Source organism: Streptococcus ruminicola, assembly GCF_011387195.1.
Lineage (GTDB): Bacteria > Bacillota > Bacilli > Lactobacillales > Streptococcaceae > Streptococcus > Streptococcus ruminicola.
The window spans coordinates 1,012,047-1,033,712 of record NZ_CP046919.1 but is presented as its reverse complement, the minus strand read 5'-3'; the positions used below and the strand labels follow the sequence as shown (position 1 = coordinate 1,033,712).

Annotated in this window: 19 protein-coding genes, 1 tRNA gene and 1 other RNA gene; 8 read left to right on the top strand and 13 right to left on the bottom strand. The window is 38.8% G+C overall.

From position 1 onward, the window contains the following. Window positions 1-56 precede the first annotated feature (56 nt). Window positions 57-521, top strand: coding sequence for a class Ib ribonucleoside-diphosphate reductase assembly flavoprotein NrdI (nrdI, locus tag GPZ88_RS05380; protein ID WP_158914746.1), 465 nt, complete (start codon window positions 57-59; stop codon window positions 519-521). 104 nt (window positions 522-625) lie between these two features. Further along, window positions 626-1,663, top strand: a complete 1,038-nt coding sequence (locus GPZ88_RS05375; protein ID WP_158914744.1) for a M42 family metallopeptidase — start codon at window positions 626-628, stop codon at window positions 1,661-1,663. Window positions 1,664-2,003: 340 nt separating this feature from the next. Here the strand turns inward: GPZ88_RS05375 and GPZ88_RS05370 are convergent, their stop codons facing one another. The 7 genes from GPZ88_RS05370 to GPZ88_RS05340 form a co-directional block, all read right to left on the bottom strand. Continuing rightward, window positions 2,004-2,819: an endonuclease/exonuclease/phosphatase family protein gene (locus tag GPZ88_RS05370; RefSeq protein WP_238385879.1), complete on the bottom strand. Its 816-nt coding sequence runs from the start codon at window positions 2,817-2,819 to the stop codon at window positions 2,004-2,006. 102 nt (window positions 2,820-2,921) lie between these two features. Next, the gene (locus GPZ88_RS05365; RefSeq protein ID WP_166043654.1) at window positions 2,922-5,102 is read right to left on the bottom strand and encodes a PTS transporter subunit IIBC; all 2,181 of its coding nucleotides are present in this window, start codon (window positions 5,100-5,102) and stop codon (window positions 2,922-2,924) included. Between the two features lie 264 nt (window positions 5,103-5,366). Continuing rightward, window positions 5,367-6,380 carry a LacI family DNA-binding transcriptional regulator gene (locus GPZ88_RS05360; protein WP_166043651.1) on the bottom strand — a complete coding sequence of 338 codons (1,014 nt, stop codon included), beginning with the start codon at window positions 6,378-6,380 and terminating at the stop codon, window positions 5,367-5,369. A gap of 96 nt (window positions 6,381-6,476) precedes the next feature. Continuing rightward, a complete protein-coding gene (locus GPZ88_RS05355) occupies window positions 6,477-7,220 on the bottom strand; it encodes a 16S rRNA (uracil(1498)-N(3))-methyltransferase (RefSeq protein ID WP_166043649.1) in 744 nt (247 codons plus the stop codon). After that, a complete protein-coding gene (gene prmA / locus GPZ88_RS05350) occupies window positions 7,221-8,174 on the bottom strand; it encodes a 50S ribosomal protein L11 methyltransferase (protein WP_166043647.1) in 954 nt (317 codons plus the stop codon). 266 nt (window positions 8,175-8,440) lie between these two features. Continuing rightward, window positions 8,441-9,340, bottom strand: coding sequence for a GIY-YIG nuclease family protein (locus GPZ88_RS05345; protein WP_166043646.1), 900 nt, complete (start codon window positions 9,338-9,340; stop codon window positions 8,441-8,443). 1 nt (window position 9,341) lies between these two features. After that, window positions 9,342-9,812 carry a DUF3013 family protein gene (locus tag GPZ88_RS05340; protein ID WP_003067791.1) on the bottom strand — a complete coding sequence of 157 codons (471 nt, stop codon included), beginning with the start codon at window positions 9,810-9,812 and terminating at the stop codon, window positions 9,342-9,344. A gap of 63 nt (window positions 9,813-9,875) precedes the next feature. Here GPZ88_RS05340 and GPZ88_RS05335 point away from each other — a divergent pair, with 63 nt between their 5' ends. The 4 genes from GPZ88_RS05335 (at window position 9,876) to GPZ88_RS05320 (ending at window position 12,003) form a co-directional block, all read left to right on the top strand. Next, entirely contained in the window at window positions 9,876-10,370 is a 495-nt protein-coding gene (locus GPZ88_RS05335; RefSeq protein WP_158914733.1) for a GNAT family N-acetyltransferase, read from the top strand. Beyond that, window positions 10,360-11,628, top strand: coding sequence for a replication-associated recombination protein A (locus GPZ88_RS05330; RefSeq protein ID WP_166043645.1), 1,269 nt, complete (start codon window positions 10,360-10,362; stop codon window positions 11,626-11,628). Before GPZ88_RS05335 ends, GPZ88_RS05330 begins: the two co-directional genes overlap by 11 nt. 109 nt (window positions 11,629-11,737) lie before the next feature. Further along, a non-coding RNA gene (gene ssrS, locus GPZ88_RS05325) (6S RNA) lies at window positions 11,738-11,929 on the top strand. 1 nt (window position 11,930) lies between these two features. Next, window positions 11,931-12,003: transfer RNA gene (locus GPZ88_RS05320), tRNA-Lys, on the top strand. 102 nt (window positions 12,004-12,105) lie between these two features. On the opposite strand, the gene GPZ88_RS05315 is transcribed toward GPZ88_RS05320, so the two are convergent. Beyond that, complete coding sequence (locus GPZ88_RS05315) at window positions 12,106-13,524, bottom strand: isopeptide-forming domain-containing fimbrial protein (protein WP_166043643.1); 1,419 nt, start codon at window positions 13,522-13,524, stop codon at window positions 12,106-12,108. Window positions 13,525-14,149: 625 nt separating this feature from the next. Here GPZ88_RS05315 and GPZ88_RS05310 point away from each other — a divergent pair. After that, complete coding sequence (locus GPZ88_RS05310; protein WP_039697464.1) at window positions 14,150-14,716, top strand: NAD(P)H-dependent oxidoreductase; 567 nt, start codon at window positions 14,150-14,152, stop codon at window positions 14,714-14,716. A gap of 30 nt (window positions 14,717-14,746) precedes the next feature. Here GPZ88_RS05310 and GPZ88_RS05305 read toward each other — a convergent pair whose 3' ends face one another. From GPZ88_RS05305 to GPZ88_RS05295, 3 genes are all read right to left on the bottom strand, one after another. Beyond that, the gene (locus tag GPZ88_RS05305; RefSeq protein WP_039697462.1) at window positions 14,747-15,781 is read right to left on the bottom strand and encodes an aldose epimerase family protein; all 1,035 of its coding nucleotides are present in this window, start codon (window positions 15,779-15,781) and stop codon (window positions 14,747-14,749) included. A gap of 157 nt (window positions 15,782-15,938) precedes the next feature. Further along, a complete protein-coding gene (gene leuS / locus GPZ88_RS05300; RefSeq protein WP_166043641.1) occupies window positions 15,939-18,440 on the bottom strand; it encodes a leucine--tRNA ligase in 2,502 nt (833 codons plus the stop codon). 135 nt (window positions 18,441-18,575) lie between these two features. Then, window positions 18,576-19,418, bottom strand: a complete 843-nt coding sequence (locus GPZ88_RS05295) for a patatin-like phospholipase family protein (RefSeq protein ID WP_166043639.1) — start codon at window positions 19,416-19,418, stop codon at window positions 18,576-18,578. A gap of 105 nt (window positions 19,419-19,523) precedes the next feature. Between GPZ88_RS05295 and GPZ88_RS05290 the strand changes: the two genes are divergently transcribed. Beyond that, window positions 19,524-20,240, top strand: a complete 717-nt coding sequence (locus GPZ88_RS05290; protein WP_074483960.1) for an ion transporter — start codon at window positions 19,524-19,526, stop codon at window positions 20,238-20,240. A 104-nt stretch (window positions 20,241-20,344) separates the two neighbouring features. Here GPZ88_RS05290 and GPZ88_RS05285 read toward each other — a convergent pair whose 3' ends face one another. Both GPZ88_RS05285 and nusG read right to left on the bottom strand, forming a co-directional pair. Continuing rightward, window positions 20,345-20,827, bottom strand: coding sequence for a PASTA domain-containing protein (locus GPZ88_RS05285; RefSeq protein ID WP_052068163.1), 483 nt, complete (start codon window positions 20,825-20,827; stop codon window positions 20,345-20,347). Between the two features lie 182 nt (window positions 20,828-21,009). Next, on the bottom strand, window positions 21,010-21,549 hold the full coding sequence (gene nusG / locus GPZ88_RS05280) for a transcription termination/antitermination protein NusG (protein ID WP_021141477.1): 540 nt from the start codon (window positions 21,547-21,549) through the stop codon (window positions 21,010-21,012). Window positions 21,550-21,666: the final 117 nt, after the last annotated feature.

Below are 21,666 nucleotides of genomic sequence, written 5' to 3'. Positions count from 1 at the left end.
CTCTGCCCTTTCATTATGGTAAATTGACTAAAAACACTATTCACATGAGGTGTCTTATGACAGAAAAAACACTAACCATCGTCTACATTAGCTTAAGTGGCAATGTCCAGAGCTTTGTGAAACGTTTAGGAGAATATCTTCAGAACCATTATCAACTCTCTAGTAAAGCCATCAATATCAAGGACCTTAACCACGAAACCTTTCCCGTTGCCTCACCTTTTGTGGCAATTCTGCCAACCTACCTAGAAGGTGGCAATGGCGTTGATTCGGGTGATGTTGAGATTTTGACAACCCCACTTGGTGATTTCATTGCTGCCCACGATAATGACAAACATTGTTTTGGTATTATCGGCTCAGGCAACCGCAACTTCAACGAGCAGTATTGCCTGACAGCTAAGCAGTACGCTAAGCGCTTTGGTTTTCCAATGCTTGGTGATTTTGAACTTCGAGGCACAAGTGCTGATATTGAACGTTTGGCAGAGATTATTGTCGATAATTTCCATATTTTCACAGCAGGCTAAGCAATTTTTAAAGCCTTTTCAGAAACAAAGTCGCAAATAAATGTTATAATGACATTAGACTGTCGGAAATGTCCGACAAATGACTAGATTGTATTGGAGAGACAATGAAAACAACAGTTGATTACATTACAAAACTTGCAAATATCCCTTCACCTACTGGCTACACAAGCCACATTATGAATTACGTGATTGCTGAGCTTGAAAGCTTTGGCTACGCTCCTGTCCGCACAAATAAAGGTGGCGTTATGGTCACTGTCACTGGTAAAGATGACAGCAAACACCGAGTGGTCACAGCTCACCTTGATACCCTCGGTGCGATGGTTCGTGCTGTCAAACCAGATGGCCGCCTTAAAATGGACCTTATCGGTGGCTTTGTCTACAACGCTATCGAAGGTGAAAATTGTACTATCCACGTTGCCAAAAATGGTAAAAAAATTAGTGGTACAATCCTTATGCACCAAACTTCTGTTCATGTCTACAAAGATGCTGGAACTGCTGAACGCAATCAAGCTAACATGGAAGTTCGTCTGGACGAAAAAGTAACCAACGAAAAAGAAACACGCGCTCTTGGTATCGAAGTTGGGGACTTTATCTCATTTGACCCACGCGTGGTTGTTACCGAATCAGGTTTCATCAAATCACGTCACTTGGATGACAAAGTATCAGCAGCCATTCTCATTGAATTGCTCAAAGAATACAAAGCTCAAAATATCACTTTGCCATACACAACTCACTTCTACTTCTCAGCTTTCGAAGAACTCGGTCACGGTGCTAACTCAAGCATTCCAGCTGCAACAGTCGAATACCTTTCAGTTGATATGGGGGCTATGGGTGATGACCAACAAACTGACGAATACAGCGTATCAATCTGTGTCAAAGACGGTTCTGGACCTTATAACTACGAACTCCGCCAACACCTTGTTGCCCTAGCTGAAGAAAATAAAATCCCATACAAATTAGACATCTACCCATACTATGGTAGTGATGCCTCTGCTGCCCTTCGTGCAGGTGCCGAAGTCAAACATGCCCTATTTGGAGCTGGTATCGAATCAAGTCACTCATACGAACGCACACACATTGACTCTGTTCAAGCAACAGAACGCCTCGTTGACGCTTACCTCAAAAGCCCAATTGTGGAATAAAAATATATAACAAAATCTTTTTTCTGATACTTCCCTTAGGTGGTATGGTCGGCAGCGAATTCCTTCGAAATTCCATGCCTAAGTTTTGAGCCTAAAGTCTCAAAACTTCCCGGCGGCTGATCTATCATTATTTCAGCCACTTTCACCACGGTGGAAAGTATCACTCTATCGAGAGCAAAGCTCGCAATATTTCTAAAATCAAATTATAGTAAATAACTAATTTTAGATTTGTTTATATTTTAAAACGCCTTTTACCAAGGTGTTTTTTTTTTACACATCAAAAGCGCCCCGGGACAAGGGCGCTTTAAAAAACAAACAAATAATTAGGAGGTAGAATTAATTAGTAGTTAAGTTCGACAGCAAGACCAAAATGGTCACTGACGATTGGAGATTCACCGCCATCAAAGACAACGGTTGAGGATTGAATCTCAATTTCTTTACTTGTAAAAACGTGATCAACCTTGAGTGACTGTTTATTGCCTTCCCAGCCATCAATATCTTCGATAATGGTGTGATCACCTTGAATGGATTTAGCCACTTTGTGACTATCTTGCAACTCAAGCGGGCTGTTTAAAATCATGTCATAGCCAGCCGTATCGGTAGGATTGTTGAAATCTCCCATAAGGACAAGGGGTCTAGGAAAATCGCTGAGCGCTTTTTCTAACTTTGCCCATTCACTTTCAAATCCTTTACCGAACCAAGACATATGAAGGCTTACCACGGTAACTGGTTTGCCATCAACTTCAGTCTCAGCCGCTAGGACACGTCTAGTATGATAATCATGCTCATCATCCACCGCTGAGACAAGAATATCTTTTACCTTAATTGGATTTTTCGATAAAATCACAACACCTTCATTGTACTTATCATATCCAATATGGTTATAAGCCCAAGACCAATAATAATGTCTTCCTTGGCTTCTGAGGTAATTGACCAATTGAAGAGCATAATTATCACGGTGTAATTCGGGGCTACCAGGTAATTTTTCATACCCTTCCACATCTTTTGCAGCTAAGCCTCGAATGTCTTGGTTAATTTCTTGAAGACAAATGACATCATAATTCTCAATGTAAATATTTTCTGCCAAATCGAATAATTTTTTTAACGAATTTGCCTCTAACCAAGAATGCGTATTAAGTGTTAAAAATTTTGCCATGTCCTTTCTCCTCAAGTTAAAGGAGAGTCCGAGATGTCTACCCCGGACTCCCTTCTATTTAGTTTTAACCCAAATCTCTTTATCACTATTAGTAATATAAGCTTAAAGTTCTACTTTTGCAACAGGTGTTTTAGCAGAAACTTTTCCTGTTTGTGTTAAATTGACTGCTTTAATTTCTGCTGTGTTTGTGAAGGCAACAATGATTGTTGTTTCACGTCCTGCTGAACTGATAGCTGCCAAGTCAGCTACCACCAAAAGATCACCTGCTTGAACACGTTGACCTTCTGCTACTTTAACAGAGAATGGCACACCGTTAAGAGCAACAGTATCAAGTCCGATGTGAACAAGAACTTCAAGACCACTATCAGTCAATAATCCAAAGGCATGTTTAGTCGGGAAGACACTTGTGACAAGACCTGACACAGGTGCATAAACATTACCATTTTCTGGTTCAACAGCGAAGCCATCACCCATCATTTTAGCTGAAAATACGGGATCTTTAACAGCTGTGATTGGTTTTACTTCACCATCTGCGATTGATAGGACATCTTCTGTGACACCTTTATATGAGACTTTTGTAACATCATTACCTTTAACTTCTGCTAAGTCGATTGTTGGAATTTCAGCACCAGAATCAAGAAGGTCTTGAATATCAGATTTCAAGATATCTGCTTTTGGTCCATAAACAGCTTGAACACCTGAGCCTTTGATAATGAGACCCATAGCACCAGCTTTTTTCCAAGTTTCTTCATCACCAACTCGTGCGACATCTTTGACAGTTACACGAAGTCGTGTCATACAAGCATCAACATCTTCAATGTTATCGCGTCCACCAAGGAGATTAATGATTTGAACGATTTGAGAATTTGCAGATACTGTCGCACCAGTTGTTGATGCAGCAGTGTCATCATCCATGTCGTCATAGTTACCGTTACGACCTGGAGTGGCAAAGTTAAATTTCTTAATCATAAAGTCTGCGATGAAGTACATCACAACACCTGATAAGATACAGCAGATAACAAAGTTAATTAAGTCTCCACCAAGACCTGCTTTAAGAGCCATTGGTGTACGTGTCAAAAGTTCGATATTACCAAATGAATGGAGACGAAGGTTAACTAAATCAGCAAGAGCAAATGTCACCCCTTGTACAAGTGCGTATACAACATAAAGTGGCATTGCGACAAACATAAACATGTATTCGATTGGTTCAGTAACACCTGTCAAGAATGTAGCAGCTGCTGTTGAGATAAACATCGCAGTGTATTTTTTCTTCTTGTCTGGGTCAACGTTACGGTACATGGCAAGGCTAAGCCCCATAAGTGTACCAGTTGCACCAATCATTTGTCCGACTTTGAAGCGGGCAGGTGTTACAGTTGCCATAAGGTGATGGTAATCTGAAGGATTTGAACCTTTAAGATTGATAAGGTCTGTTACCCATGCTAACCAAAGTGGGTCTTGACCAAAGACTTCAGTACCTTTTTGAGCACCAGTCAAGATTTCATAAGTACCACCAAGTGAAGTGTAGTTCATTGGGATAGTAATCATGTGGTGAAGACCAAATGGAAGAAGCAAACGTTCCAAAGTACCATACAAGAAAGGCGCTAAGAATGGAGCAGAATCTTGTGATGATGCAATCCACATACCAAATCCGTTGATTCCTGATTGAATGATTGGCCAAACAAGTGACATAAACAAAGCAACAAGAACTGAACGGTAAATAACAACGAATGGTACGAAACGTTTACCATTGAAGAATGAAAGAACATCAGGCAATTTGCGGTAGTTATAGTATTTATTGTAAGCTGTTGCCCCAACAAAACCTGAGATAATACCTACAAAGACACCCATGTTAAGCGCTGGTTGACCAAGCACATTGACAAAGTAGTCAGAGACAAGCATCTTGCCACCGAGAACATTGTGAACAACACTTTTACTATCAGCAATCATATCAAGTGATACACCGTAAACGTGACCAGTGATCAAGTTGATAAGAATAAATGCGATACCAGCGGCAAATGCACCACCAGCACGTTCTTTTGCCCAGCTACCACCAATAGCTAGAGCGAACAAAATGTGAAGGTTATTGATAATCCCCCAACCAATTTGTGCGATAACATTACCAACAGTAGCAAGTACAGCTGAGTCAGCATTGATTAGCGGGAGTGAGTTACCAATACTAACCATCAAACCGGCTGCCGGCATAACGGCAATAACAACCATCAAGCATTTACCGAATTTTTGCCAAAATTCGAAGCTGGTCAATTTTTTAAATGCCTTCTTCATGAAACGACTCCTTAAAACTTTTTCTCGGAAACCATTTGCTCTACAAATCAAGTAAGAACGTCACTAATATTACTTGATTTGTATAAAACAAACGATTTTTGAGTTGAATAATTTACGCAAACGTTTGCGCTGCTTTTGATGATTTTATTATAGCACGTATTTTTATTTTGTAAAGCGTTTTCGATAAAAAATTTAAAACAAAAAAAGAGCAAAGAGATGCTTTACCAATGAAACAAAGCTTTCTTTACTCTTTTATTTTTTTAATTAAAATGCAATCGTTGATTCTCTTTCAATGATTTGATGAGGAATGATGACTTTCTGGCTTGTGCTTTTTCTTGATTTTTCCAAAAGTAATTGCGCTGCTTTTTCACCAAGCTGATAAGGAAAAATATCAACCGATGTTAAAGCGGGATTAGCAATTTCTGTAATCAAAGAATTATTAAAGCTGATCACGGCATAAGACTTTTCTTGTTTGCTATTTTTAAACAAGCGTTGCAAACGGATAGCCATGATGTCATCACAAGCAATAAAGGCTTGCGTTTTTGGGTGCTCAGCTAAGAACTGCTGCAACTTAAGAATGTTCTCATCTTCTTTGACCCTTGAAAAATGAAGAGACAAACTGTCTTTTTGATGCTCTTGCAGATACTCACAACAACCTTGATAACGCTCAGTCTGCACCAATTCATTCATGTCAGTGTAGGCAAAGACAAGGTGTTCAAAACCTTTACTCACCATAAATTCAGCAACATCTCGTCCTGCTTGGTAGTTATCATTATCCACAAATTGAACAGATTTTGGAGCAAGCTTTTCATAAGAACTTCCGACAACTACACAAGAGACTTTTTTCTGTTTTTTGACAAAATCAAAAACAGGGTCATCTTTGTGCGAATACAAAAAGATAAATTTGCTAATATTGCCGCTGCGAATCAGTGCCTGACAATTTTTGCGTAGCTCATCTACCGTACGCCCACTTGCCAAGCTAACCATATAATCATGCTCACTACAAACACTTGAAATACCTTGAATAATTTGCATGAAAAAGGGGTTATTGCCAAGAGAATCTTGACTCTCACGAACTGGCAGAACAATCCCAATGGTGTTAGTCGTGCGGTTCACCAAATTTTGCGCAGAATAATTTGGTGAATAATCTAATTCTTCCATGGCACGTCGAACGCGTTCCTTGGTTGCTTTGCTAATCATGTCACTATCATGCAAAGCCCTTGAGGCTGTTGAGGTAGAGACACCAGCAAGTTTTGCTACATCCTTTATCGTTGTCATTTTGTATCCTCATCTTGAAATCGTTATCTATAGGATAAGAATTTTTTAAAGCGCTGTCAATTAAAAAATAAAATAAGAGCGAGAAAAATCTCACTCTTATTTTAATAATTCCAAAGCATAGCTGACGCTTGATAAAGCATAAAGCGGTGCTGTCTCTGCACGCATGATACGCGGACCTAAGCCAATTTTCAGACCACCTTTTTCCTCGAACGCTGCAATTTCTTCTGGGGAAATCCCACCTTCTGGTCCGAAGATGAAAAGAATTTTCTCTCCTGCTTTAACTTGTGACAATTCACGCGCTAAAACAGCTGTCTCACCTTCTTTAGCAGATTCTTCATAAGCGATGAAAATCTTATCGAACTGCTCTAATTCTGCTAGAAAGGCTGCTTTTTTCTCAAAAAGAGTCACCTGCGGAATGCGATTACGTTTACTTTGCTCCGCAGCACCAAGGGCAATTTTTGCCAACTTGTCTGCTTTTTTAGCTAATTTCTTGCCATCCCATTTGACGACAGACCAATCCGCTGGAAACGCCCAGAGGTTTGCCATCCCAAGCTCAGTACCTTTTTGAGCTAGAAATTCTAACTTATCCCCTTTTGGAAAACCAGCAGCAATCGTCACTTCAACTGGCATTTCAACATTGCTATCAAGTTCTTCAATGATTTCAAAACGATGCTCAGTGCTGTCGATAACCTTTGCCAAACGTTTGATGTGATCATCAAAAACTAGCACCACTTCTTCATCTTCAGTCAAACGCATGACGTTAAACATGTGTTTAACCGTGTCTTTATCTGTGATTGTCACCACATCTTGAGCCTGTCCAGCTACAAAATATTGTTGCATTTATCCTCCAATTACACCTGAAATATCATCTGTTTTTTTGAAAACACAAGCATTCCATTCGCCTTGAACCATGTGTGTTTCAAGGAAGAATCCTGCGTCTTCAGCTGACTTGCGAACCATTTCCCATTTATCAGAGATAATTCCTGACATGATAAGGTAGCCTTCATCTTTCACAAGACGGTAAGCATCTTCAGTCATGTTAACCAAGATATCCGCAAGGATATTTGCCACAATGACATCAGCTTGAATGTCCACACCTTGCAAAAGGTTACCAGTAGCCACATGGATATTTTCAGTGTTGGCATTAAGGTCAATATTTTCTTGTGCCACGCGCACAGCTACTTCATCAAGGTCATAAGCGTAGATATCTTTTGCCCCAAGAAGTGAACTTGCAATTGAAAGTACACCTGAACCAGTCCCCACATCAATCACTGTTTCGCCACCACGAAGCACTTGTTCAAGCGCAAAAAGACTCATTTTTGTCGTTGGGTGAGTTCCTGTACCAAAAGCCATACCTGGGTCAAGACGAATCGTCTTTTCACCTTCACTAGCTTCATAATCTGTCCAACTTGGAACAATTGTCAAATCATGGCTAATGCGTGTTGGCTCATAATATTTCTTCCAATTTTCAGCCCAATCTTGCTCAGCCAATTCTTGTGTCTCATAGTGAATCTCACCAGCGTCAACTCCAAAATTTGTCAATTCAGCCAAACGTTTAGACGCTTCTTTTTCAACTTCTTCAATGTCAATGTGTTCAGGGTAGTAAGCCGTAATTTTCACAGTTTCCACTTGTTTAATTTCTGGGAAAACTTCACCGTATTTCCCAACATGTCCAAGATAATCAGCACTATCATCGATAGCAACCCCTTGACTACCCAATTCAATCAAAATATTTGACGCAGCCTCTTCTGCATCACGCAAGACCTCAACAGTCAACTCTTGCCACTTGTCCATAATTCTGATACAAAGGACGACTAGAAAACGACTGAAAAATAGGAAGCTTGATGACGTGTCGACAGACACTAGTCAAACTTATCTTTTTTCCGAGTTTTCCGTCCGTGTTCAAAGCTGAACACTTATCCTTACACTCCTTTTCTATTTTGTTTCGGGCGGGTTCAGTTAAAATACTAACCGAACCTTTTCCTTTCTATCTAATTTATTTCAGGCGAAGCTATTAACTCCATTTATCCACAATAAAACACCTGAACATTTACATATTATTATAAATTTTCTTCTCTCTCTTTCAAAGTACATCCATTTGAATCCTTCCAATCAGTACGACCGTTTGTAGGCATACCTAAAACAAAAGATGCTGCATAAGATGGACTATTGAAAAATCGATTTTTCTTGAGGATACCATCCTTGATAATTCCCTCTTTCAGTAACTCTTGTCGCAAGTCACGAATAGATTTTGGAATTCCTTTACCATCTGTAAGTTCAATCATACTGCCTTCAAGAACAACAAATCCCTCTGCTGTCTGTCGACAAGTTGCAATAATTTCACGGTTTGATCGCTTAATGTTACGTTTAAGAGTAAGAACAGTTTCAGCCTCAATTGGCTCTTCATCAACAGAATTGTCACCGTTAATCATAGGAACAAATACTCGATAACCAAGGGTTCCAATTATTGTTTTTGTATTCTCAACAACCTCATCCAGTTCAGATTGCTTTTCTTCAGTTACATTGCCAGAATTTGGTTCGTTACCATTTCGAACAACAAAACGATTTGCTTCGTTTGCTAGCTGAGTAAATCTGTTTTCCAAATAACTGATTTCAGTCGGCCCAAAGGAATTATTTTGCGTTGTTAATACAATGACATCATTGAAATAATCAGCATGATTATCCCTAGTATGCTCTTGAACACGTAACAAAACACCTTCACCATTCTTTCGGCTCGTTGCTTGACCAATATAAACTGTATCCTGCTGATTAGCATCATCACGACCGAGTAAAAAATAAACACCACTTTGTTTCATCTCAGGTCTTGATTTTAAATCACCTAACTGAATTCTAGGAATTTTATAAATCACGCCTGTCCAGTTGGATAAAGTACACTTAATCTTACCAGTGACTTCACCATCCATCAGAAACATATTTATATTTTTACCTCTTTTTACCATCTTAATATCTCGGATATGCAAAGAATTCTGTTTCTTTTAACTCTGCTTTGCCTTTTTCAAAGCTCTCAGCATCCCATTCAAGAGCAAAGTCAGTTGCATTTTCATCGGCTAAAAAGTCCATCAAATCATCAAGACCTTTAGTTGCAACATCGTTTAATGTTTCTGCAAAATACGCTAAAAATTCGCGAGAGAATCCTTTTTTCGCATCAAAAGGAACAGTCACCAAGTAGTCATCATGGTCAACTTTAGATTTTGCTTGGTTGTAAAATAGCACGTAATCTTCAAAAACGATATCCTCACTGCTAACCTCACCTTGGTCATCCACGGTTTCAACAGCAGCTTGGTTCTGCGCTTCCAAAATAAAAGTCACTTCCACCGCATGATTTTTCTTATTCCAATCGATGGCATAATCAAAGGTGAAGTGCTTATCCATTTCTTCTTCTAATACTGATAAAAAGCCAAATTTAGCCATTAAAAATTTCTTCCAATCTTCTTTTGTGTTACAATTATTTTATCATACTTAAGGGGAAATGACATGCAAATACGACCAATGAAGCTAGAAGACATTGAACAAGTCGTTGCCATGGAAAATAAAACTTGGGACAACTTCAATACACCTGCTAGCTTACCAGCCGCAAATAAACATAAAATCATTCAAGCCTTTCAGAATCATTCGCATTATCTCGTTGCCGAAGAAAACGGGGTTATTTTGGGAGTTCTTGATTATCATGCCTGCTATCCTTTCCCCAGCGCACGTCACGTGGTAAGTTTCATTATCGCAGTCGACAAAGACACCCAAGGTCAAGGTATCGGACACTCACTCATCCGAGCTTTCTTTGCCATGGCCAAATCTGATAATTACAAAAAAGTTGTTATCCACGTGCTATCATCAAATAAAAATGCCTGCCGTTTCTATGAAAATATCGGCTTCACTCTGGAAGCTACTCTTAAAAATCAATTCTACCTAAACGGCACTTACGTCGATGACCTCATATACAGTTATTACTTGGAGGAAATACATGCCAAATAATCTCGCTTTACGGATGCGCCCAAAAAACATCGATCAAGTTATCGGGCAAAAGCATCTGGTAGGCGAAGGAAAAATCATTCGCCGCATGGTCGAAGCCAACATGCTCTCGTCCATGATTCTCTACGGTCCTCCCGGCATCGGGAAGACCTCAATAGCTAGCGCTATTGCCGGAGCAACCAAGTACGCCTTTCGTACCTTCAATGCCACAACCGACAGTAAAAAGCGCCTGCAAGAAATCGCTGAAGAAGCCAAATTTTCTGGTGGTCTGGTTTTACTCCTTGATGAAATTCATCGTCTCGATAAAACCAAACAAGACTTTCTCTTACCCCTACTTGAAAATGGAAATATCATCATGATTGGGGCAACCACAGAAAATCCATTTTTCTCAGTGACACCTGCCATTCGCTCACGCGTGCAAATTTTTGAATTAGAACCCTTATCGACCGACGATATCAAAAAAGCTCTTCAAACTGCATTATCAGATAAAGAGCGCGGCTTTGAATTTGATGTCGATATTGATACGGATGCTCTTGATTTCATCGCAACAGCTACCAACGGTGATTTGCGCTCTGCCTTTAACTCGCTAGATTTAGCAGTCATGTCAACCAAGGCTGATGACAAAGGTATTCGCCACATTAACCTTGACACTGTTGAAAATAGCTTGCAGCGCAGCTACATTACCATGGATAAAAACGGCGATGGACACTACGATGTGCTCTCAGCCCTCCAAAAATCCATCCGTGGTTCTGACGTCAATGCTAGCCTGCATTACGCAGCTCGCTTGATTGAAGCTGGAGATTTACCAAGCCTTGCCAGAAGACTGACTGTCATCGCGTATGAAGACATTGGTCTTGCCAATCCAGATGCCCAGATTCATACCGTTACAGCACTTGATGCCGCTCAAAAAATCGGTTTTCCTGAAGCCCGCATCTTGATTGCTAACGTCGTGATTGACCTAGCCTTATCACCAAAATCAAATTCAGCCTACACAGCTATCGACGAAGCTATCGCTGATTTGCACAAAAACGGCTCACTACCAATCCCACGCCATTTACGTGATGGTCACTATGCTGGTAGCAAAGAACTTGGTAACGCCCAAGATTACAAATACCCTCACAACTATCCTGAAAAATGGGTGAAACAACAATACCTTCCAGATAAATTGGTCGGTAAAAATTATTTTGACCCCAACCAAACAGGAAAATACGAGCGTGCCCTCGGTGCCAATAAAGAACGCATCGATCATTTATCAAAATAATTACGACCTACTTTCTGTAAGTTTTCTTGAGCTTTTTCAAAAAACGCTTTCTAAAATTTCAGTTTATCCCTTGAAAAAATTTTTTAAAGTGGTATCATAATTACATAGGTTATTGCTGTGGCATACGAATTCACATCAATGTGTTGACCGACTAAATTTTTGTATTTCGGGAAACAGTAGTCTTTCTCCAGTATGCAAGCCGTCACACGCGGAAGCGACTAAGGAGAAGCGAGTTGCCCACCTGCTTTAAGATCGCGGGTTCAATACAAAGCGTGGATCACGGTGCCAATACAGCTTATTATCCTTCCTTAGCTCAGTTGGTAGAGCAGTGGACTCTTAATCCATGGGTCATAGGTTCGAGCCCTATAGGGAGGATTTTCCCACATCCCTGAAACCTTGCTATTGCAAGGTTTTTTTGTTTGTAAAACAAAGGCAAAGCAAAACCCCACACTAGACTAGTGTGGGGATATTTTTATATTAATTTCTTTCCATACGTTTTTTCGTAATTAATAGAACAACTGCGACAAGAACAAGGATTGAGCCTACAAGATAAAGGATTGTTGTTCCCATACCACCAGTTGATGGAAGAAGAGATCCTTTACGGCTAATGATTTCAGCGGTCAGTGACCCTGCATCAAGGTTTGACTCAAAGCTTGCATCTTTTGATTCACCTGAAAGTTCTGTAGGCGTATCTAATTTTTTATCATAATTAGCCACAACTTTGAATTCAATTGGTTTAATAGTATTGTAACCATCTGGTGTTTTGGTTTCTTCAAGGATGTATTTACCAGCATCAAGTCCTTTGAAAGAGAATTTTTCTGTTTCACCAACTGTTTTTTTATCAACTTCTACTTTTTTATAAGTGTCGCCGTCTTTGACGACTTTGTAAAGCGTAAATTCAGCACCTTTCAAACTTTCTTTGTTTTTATCAACTTCTTCAAAGATTGCTTCGTAGGTGTAGACTTTGACAACTTTCTCAGGAGTTTTACCTGTACTTGCTCCGACACCAGTATTATTAGGGTTGTTTGAATAAATCAACTCAACGCTACCTGTGTTACCAGCTGAACCCATAACAGCATTTTCATTAAGAGTTGCATTATATTCAATTACGATTTTTGATGATGACGTAAGCTTACTAAGCGATTTTAAATTATCAATTTTAAAATTTAAGCCATCGAGTTTAAAGTATTTTGTAACATCTATTTGATTTTTTCCATTAACAAGATAAACCGTTGCATCACCATTGTAAGTCAATCCTGGTGACAATTTATCTGCTAACTCAAAATAGTAGCTCTCATAAGAGTCTAGGTTATCTGGCAGAGTCGCTGTCAATTGAAAGGGAATTTTATCTTTCACATCATAGTCAGCATAATCTTGCCAGTCACTAACAGTACCAGTTGTGTCATTAGTTTCTTTAACTTTTTTAGTAACACTTGGAATTGATGTTTTTGGGGTTACCTTAACATCTTTGACGACTTCCAAGATGTAGTTCGTGTAAGCTTCATTACTTCCAACTGTCTTATTTTGGACAAGGTAATAACCAGCCGTATGACCAGTTAGACCAGCTGCATTTTGAAGGTATTGAGCTGCTACTTTAGCAAATTCTTCTGCGTAGCCAGAATTTTCTTTATTGGCATCAAGTTTTTCAGCTACTTCTGCGGCAGAACTCACGCCATATTTTGCTTGAAGAGCTGCTTGACCAGCTGGTGTAATCCCATCTCCCCATTTGATATTGGAAAGAGTTGTTTCATCCGATGACAAATCACCAGTGAAGATTTGGTAGGTTTCATAAGTTCCTGAACCACCATTAGTAACGGTGATATCGTAAGCTAGAGCTTTCCCACCAATAAAAAGAGCTGCCATTAAGGTAGCAAGAATAAGTTTAATCTTTTTCATATTAGGTCCTTTTTCCCATTTGAAGAAGATAAAGTCACATTGAACTCAACACTTCTAAATCTTCTATCACTTTCACTTTTTTTCAAAAACTATAGGATACTATTATATCATAAAAATTTACTTTGATAGTTAAAAGTTGCTCATGATTATCACACTTTTGTTAAATAATTCTTTAGTTTTTATTATTTTAGATACAAAAAAGCGTGCTAATATAGCACGCTTTGATAGTTATTGAAAAAAAAGAAAAGTTTTAAAGGATTAATACTATTGTATCACATTTCTTCCTTCCAGCAACATTAGCTTTTAATATAAAGATTGTCACAGTGTCAATTCAAACCCATCACAGTTAAATCAACACAAAAAGAGAACCACTAAAAACATATTATAGTATCACCATCTCAAAACAAAATGCTTAGCCTATCTCAACAAAATCGGCACTGTCCCCAGTGCCAATGGAGATGTAAACAATAATGTTTTGGATAAATTTATTTTATCATAATTAAAGCTTGCCACATCAAAATTCCCTAAGAAATATCTTGTCAGTTTGACAAGAGACAGTTTCTACTCTCTTTTTTGAAGCTATTGTGCTAGAATGTAGGTGAAAAAATTGTTCATGGAGGTTACAATGGATACACTCATTATTTACGCGCACCCTTATGACAAAAGTTTCAATCATGCAATCTTAGAAAATGTCGAAGAAACTTTGATGCAAAGTCAAGAAAGATTCAACCTCGTCGACTTATACAAAGACCATTTCAATCCAGCCTACACCAGTGAAGAACTGGCTTTATTTAAGGATGGGAAAACCACTGACCCGCTTGTCGAACAGTACCAAAAATTTTTAACCTCTACTAATCACGTCATTTTCATCTTTCCTATTTGGTGGAATGACACACCTGCAATCATCAAAGGCTTTATCGATAAAGTCATGAAAAAGAAATTTGCCTACGAGGTCGGAAAAACTGGTCTTATTGGGCATTTGACCCACATCGAAAAAGTCACAATCCTCACCACATCTACTTCACCAACTTGGTACTTAAGACTTTTTTGTGGCGATGCCATCAAGCGCGTTTTCATCAACGCTACCTTAAAACAACTCGGCATTAAGCATATCACTTGGCATAATATGGGAAATATTGATAACAGCACAGCACAAAATCGCCATGACTTTCTAAATAATATCAACCTTTAAAGCAAATCAGCACCCAAAAGGGTGCTGATTTTAATTGTCTTTATAGTACTCAAAAGCAATGGTGTAAGTCTTTTCTTCATTAGCTTGCAAGACAATATCGCCAAAACCATCATGATTAATCGCATCAGGTAAGAATTGAGCTTCAAGAGCTATCGCTTCAAATTCTTTTGCCATTTTACCCTTATCACGCGCTGGGTAGATGCCATCAGGAATGCCAACCATACTGTAAGCAACCCAAGCACTACGGTCTGAATAAAGTTTAACAGCATCGCCACTTTCTTCATCTTTTAACTCACCACAAGGTGCATCAAGTGAAGCTGGGACTAAAAAGGCATCGTCAAATCCGCCTGTCGCCTTAATGGCATCTCCAAGATTTCGGCCAGCTCTAAAATCATAAGCTGTTTCAGAAACGTCAATGAGTTTTCCTGTTGGAATTAGGTCATCACGCGTTTCCAAATAATGGTCCGCTGCCAAAGTAAAGACATGTTTTGTCAAATCTTGTCTTTCTCCAAGGTTAAAGTACACATGATTCGTTGGATTAAAGAGCGTTGCTTGACCACCATTTTTACCAGTGTATTGAATCGTAAAGCGATTTTTATTATCTAGGGTAAAGCGCACTGTGACAAGCATATCACCAGGGAAACCATCAACACTTTCTTTGGCATTGTAAGTCATGACAACAGTGGCTTTGTCAATATCATTTTCAACACTTGCTTGCCAAATGTGTTTGTGAAAACCTTTTGGACCACCGTGAAGAGTGTTCCCTTTTTCATTTTGCGGAAGTTGCATGAGCTTTCCATCAAGTTTAAACTGACCATGATTAATGCGTCCAGCAACACGACCAATAGATTGTCCAGCGCACAAAGTATTTTTGCCATATTCAGCAGGATCATCAAAACCAATGATGATATTTTTGTGTTCCCCTTTTCCATCTGGCACCAAAAATTCTTGCCAAGTTGCTCCCAAAGTTAGCAGACTAACCTGAACATCCTTGTCATTAATAATAGAATATTTTTCAACATTTTTACCATCAATAGTTGCAATGATTTCTTGTGTTACTTTCATTTTGTCATCCTCTTTCTTAGGTCTTACCTTTATTTTACTCTTCATAAATTTCTTTGTAAACGTTTACTTGTTTATTTTACCAAGGTTTTACTAAATACTATTTTTACTACAAAAAAACTCCTGTCCAAACGGACAGGAGTTAAATTTATCGATAAACTTATTTCACAACGATATTTACAAGTTTATTAGGTACCGCAATCACTTTGATAATGTCTTTACCAGCGATTTCAGCTTGAATTTTTTCGTTTGCAAGAGCAAGTTTTTCAAGTTCTTCACGGCTTGAGTCTTTTGGTACAACAAGTTTTGCACGAACTTTACCTTTGATTTGGATAACAATTTCAACGTCGTTTTCAACGAGTTTTGATTCGTCCCATGTTGGCCATGCAACGTATGAAATTGATTCACCTGAATGTGTCAATTCTTGCCACAATTCTTCAGAAAGGTGTGGTGCAAATGGAGCTAACAATTGTACAAATCCTTTAGCGTAATCAGCAAAGAGTTTGTCTTCTTTATTTGCTGCGTTAACAAATACCATCAATTGTGCGATAGCTGTGTTGAATTTCATTGCTTCAAGTTGTTCAGTGACAGCTTTGACAGTTTCGTTATAAACTTTATCCAAGTTGCCGTTGTTTTCTGCAACAACTTCTTTTGTTGTCAACAAGCGGTATACGCGGTCGAGGAATTTACGTGAACCTTCAAGACCTTCTTCAGACCAAGCGATTGAAGCATCAAGTGGTCCCATGAACATTTCGTATACACGAAGTGTATCAGCACCGTAACGTTCAACCACATCATCTGGGTTAACAACGTTTTTAAGTGATTTAGACATTTTCGCTGGCGCTTGTTCAAGTTCTTCACCAGTTTCGATGTTGAAGAATGAACCATCACGTTTTTCAACTTTATCAGTTGCAACAAGGGCACCACGGTGATCGCGGTAGCTTGTTCCCAAAATCATACCTTGGTTGAAGAGTTTTTGGAATGGTTCTTTCGTTGGAACAACACCTAAATCATAAAGGAATTTGTGCCAGAAACGAGCGTAAAGCAAGTGAAGCACAGCGTGCTCAGCACCACCGATGTAGATATCAACTGGCAACCAAGCTTTAAGAAGGTCTTCATCAGCCAATTTTTCATCGTTGTGTGGATCGATGTAGCGTAGGAAGTACCAGCTTGAACCAGCCCATTGTGGCATTGTATTTGTTTCGCGACGACCTTTAACACCGTCTTCACGAGTCACTTCAAGCCAATCAGTCAAGTTAGCAAGTGGTGATTCACCTGTACCTGAAGGTTTGATATCTTTTGTTACTGGCAATACAAGTGGAAGTTGATCTTCTGGAACAGCTGTTGTTGTACCATCTTCCCAGTGGATGATTGGGATTGGTTCACCCCAATAACGTTGACGTGAGAAGAGCCAGTCACGAAGACGGTAAGTTACTTTCTTGTTACCAACACCTTCTGCTTCAAGCCATTCGACCATTTTGTCAATAGCTTGCGCTTTATCAAGACCATCTAGGAAGCCAGAGTTGATGTGAAGTCCATCTTCTGTGTAAGCTTCTTCTTCAACATTTCCACCTTCAAGAACTGGAATGATTTCTAGGTTAAATTGTTTTGCAAATTCCCAGTCACGTGTATCGTGGGCAGGAACAGCCATGATAGCACCAGTTCCGTAGCTTACAAGAACATAGTCAGCAATCCAGATTGGCATTTCTTTACCATTTACTGGGTTAATAGCGTAGCTACCAGTCCAAACACCAGTTTTTTCTTTAGCAAGGTCTGTACGAGCTAGGTCAGATTTAAGACTTGCTTGGTGTTTGTAATCCGCAACAGCTTGTGCTTGTTCTGGTGTTGTAATAGCTTCAACAAGTGGGTGTTCTGGAGCCAAAACAGCGTAAGTTGCACCAAATAGTGTATCTGGACGAGTTGTAAATACTGTGAAATCTTTGTCAGTGTCTTTAACTTTGAAAGTAACGTTAGCACCAGTTGATTTACCAATCCAGTTACGTTGCATGTCTTTGATTGATTCTGGCCAATCAAGGTCATCCAAGTCGTTAAGCAAACGTTCTGCGTAAGCTGTGATTTTAAGCATCCATTGACGCATTGGTTTACGGACAACTGGGTAACCACCACGTTCTGAAGTTCCGTCAGGAAGCACTTCTTCGTTGGCGATAGCTGTACCTAATTCTTCAACCCAGTTAACTGGCACTTCAGCTTCGTATGCCAAACCTTTTTCGTACAATTTTGTGAAAATCCACTGAGTCCATTTGTAGTAGTTAGGGTCAGTTGTGTTTACTTCACGATCCCAGTCATATGAGAAACCAAGTGAGTTGATTTGACGTTTGAAGTTAGCAATGTTTTTAGCTGTGAATTCAGCTGGGTCATTACCAGTATCCATTGCGTATTGTTCTGCTGGAAGACCAAATGCATCCCAACCCATTGGGTGAAGCACGTTGTAACCTTGAGCACGTTTGAAACGGCTAAGAATATCTGTCGCAGTATATCCTTCTGGGTGTCCTACGTGAAGACCAGCACCAGATGGGTAAGGGAACATATCTAACGCATAGAAGTTTGGTTTGTCAGCATCAGTCCCTGTTTTGAAAGTATGGTTATCAGCCCAAAAAGCCTGCCATTTTTTCTCAATCTCTTTATGATTATAAGTTGCCATGTTTTTTCTCCATGTTCTTAGTATTGGTTACTATTATACCACGAAAAGAATAAAGAAAAAAGGCGAAATCACGGGGATTTCATGCCTTTTATGTGCCGATAAGCTTGGTTTGACACCAAAACAAATCTGACTTTATCATTTTGCTAGGTATTCCTTCAATTTTGCCATATCATCTTTGGCGTCTGCTAAGCCGATTTGATAGATTTCTTCAAATTTTTCTGGATTAGTTTCGAGTCGTCCAATTTCGAGATTTTGGCTTGGGCGAATGGCAAAGAGTTCACCATTCTTTTCCAAATCAATAATGTGCTCAACCGTCGCATTGTAATGTTCATAACGTTTTGAAGCCACTTCAACAAATTTTGGATATCTTCTGTAAAAGAGTTTGTAAAGACGACCGCTGCTTGGTTTTTTACGGTAATCAATCGGGCGTGTCAAAACAACAATAATTTTGTCGAAACCAAGACTTTTAGCAAAATCAACTGGGATGCTATCTGACAAGCCACCGTCAAGGTATTTATTGCCATTCCACTCTACAATTTTTGAAGCCAACGGCAGAGCAGAACTTGCTCGAAGCAACTCCATTTGTTCAAAGACATTATCAACTTTGTGGTATTCTGGTTTCCCAGTTGCCAAGTTAGTCACTGTTGCATAAAAGGGAACTCCTGATTCTTCAAAAGTCTTTTCATCAAAAATGTCCAACTCCATCGGAACTTTATAATAAGTGAAATCTTTATTGACCACATTTCCAGTTTTTAGCCAAGAACGAAGTCCCATATACTCAGGATATGAGGCATATTTTTTATTATAACGAAGGGCACGACCTTTTTGTTTCGACAAGAAGTTCACTCCAAAAAGTGCTCCAGCAGACACTGACACAATACCATCTACTTCAATACCAGCATCTAAAAAAGCATCTAGAACACCAGCCGTAAACAGCCCACGCATGCCGCCACCTTCTAATACTAAACCAACTGACATTTCTTTCCTCCGTTCTTTAATTTTGTAAATTATTATATCAAAAAGTGAGTGATTTAGATGGTTTTTGCTATGTTATAATAGTTCTAACAAGCTAAAGGAGCTAATATGAGAAAGAAAATTTACGACATCATTGAACCAACCAAAAACGTCACCACCGTTGAAAAGATTTATGACATTTTCATGGTCATTGTTATTATTGCGAGCCTGCTTCCTTTAACCATCAAAACACATTCAACTTTTTATGCGGTTCTGGAAAATGTAACCACTCTTATTTTCATCATCGATTATGTGCTACGTCTTATGACTGCAGACTTTAAACTCAAGCAAGGAAAAATTTCTTTCATCAAATATCCTTTTACTTTCCTTGCTATTACAGACCTTGTTGCGATTTTGTCTTCTCTGCTATTTTGGAATAATACTTTCCGATTATTCAAAATCGTACGTATGATTCGTACGGTTCGTGTATTCAAACTCTTTCGTTATTCTAGAAGCATCAACATGCTCATTCATGTTCTTAAAAAGCAAAAAGAGTCTTTGTTAATTGTTGGTGCTTTAGTTGTCATTTATATTTTCATCTCAGCTCTCGTCATTTTCAATGTTGAGCCAACAACTTTTAATAATTTCTTTGACGCCCTTTACTGGGCAACTATTTCTCTGACAACCGTTGGCTACGGAGATATTTACGCTGTCTCTGCCATCGGAAAATTAATCACCATGATTTCGTCAATCCTTGGCGTTGCTATCATCGCACTGCCTGTCAGCATCATGACCGCAGGTTACCTAGAAGAAATCGAGACACGACGCCACAGACGTAAACATTAGATACTAGAAAATTTCATAGGGATTAAAAAAAGCAAGAACTAAATTGTTCTCGCTAAAATTTAAATTTCTAAAGGATACGTATACGGTAAGAAATCATTAAAATATTATAAATCTTCTTTGTTAATGTATGACATGAAAGTAGAAGTTGCTGCTTTTTTTACAGCTTGTGCTGTATTCAGTAAGTCCTCTACTTTTACAGCTTGTTCTAACTTCAATTTATTACTTTCTTTGATGACTTCTTCGGTAACATAATAAACTTTAACAAGCGAACCAGGGTCAACAGGCCCAGCTTTAGGTTCTGTCATCACAACCTCATTATTTTTATTATTGGCGTATCTGACGTTTGGCTTGGCTTGAAGTGTAACTACTTTAAAACCAGTGTCTTCTATAATGCTACTTGCTTTATCTACATCAATATCAATAACGTTGGGTAGCTGTACAAGACTTTGTTTTTTCTCATATCTTCTATCTAAGCTTTTTTCAATCATAGGTGCAGCTTCTTTTATAATATCTCCAGCAAAATCTATTGAAGATACTCCTCCAAGTAATCCTCCTAATTTTCCAAGCATTCCGCTGCTTTTTTTCACAATACAACATCTCCAGACTATAGTATTTTCTAAGCAATAATTCCCATACATTATATATATATATATAATGTCAAGTTAAATTATAAATTATTTATCATAAACATTATCCGTAACTTTTACTAGTCTTAAAAAGCAAAAATAACTAAAAAACTGAACTCTTAAAAGAGCTCAGCTTTTTGATATTACAATTCAGCGATTTGGTAAAGTTCCAATTCAGCTTGTGTTTCAGTACCAAACATGTTAATCATCAATTTAACTTTGTTGTTTTCGATTTCTACAACACGTCCTTCTTGACCAGCAAAAGCACCGTCGATGATTTGAACCACATCACCAGCTTTAATGTTTGTATCAACAACATCAACAGTTTGACCCATTGAGATAAGGATTGAACGGATTTCTTCTTCCAAAAGTGGAGTTGGTTTTGAACGGTTACCGTGTGAACCAACGAAACCAGTAACGTTTGGAGTGTTACGAACAACGAACCAAGCTTCGTCTGTCATAACCATTTCAACCAAAACATAACCAGGGAAGCGATTTTCTTCAACTTCTTTGATTTTACCGTTCTTTTCAACGTTAACAGTTTGTGTTGGGATTTCAACACGCAAGATGTTGTCCAACATGTTGTAAGTTTGTGCACGTTGCAAAAGAGTTTCTTTTACTTTGTTTTCGTAACCAGAGTAAGTTTGTAGCACAAACCAACCTTTATCAAAAGAATCTAACATAATTTCCTCCATTATAAAAAAGCCCCTTAAAGGCTCCTTGGGTGTTTTTCTTTATTTTATTATAGGAAAAATCGCTAGCGCTGTCAACGAATTACTGCCAAATGTGCACACAAAAAA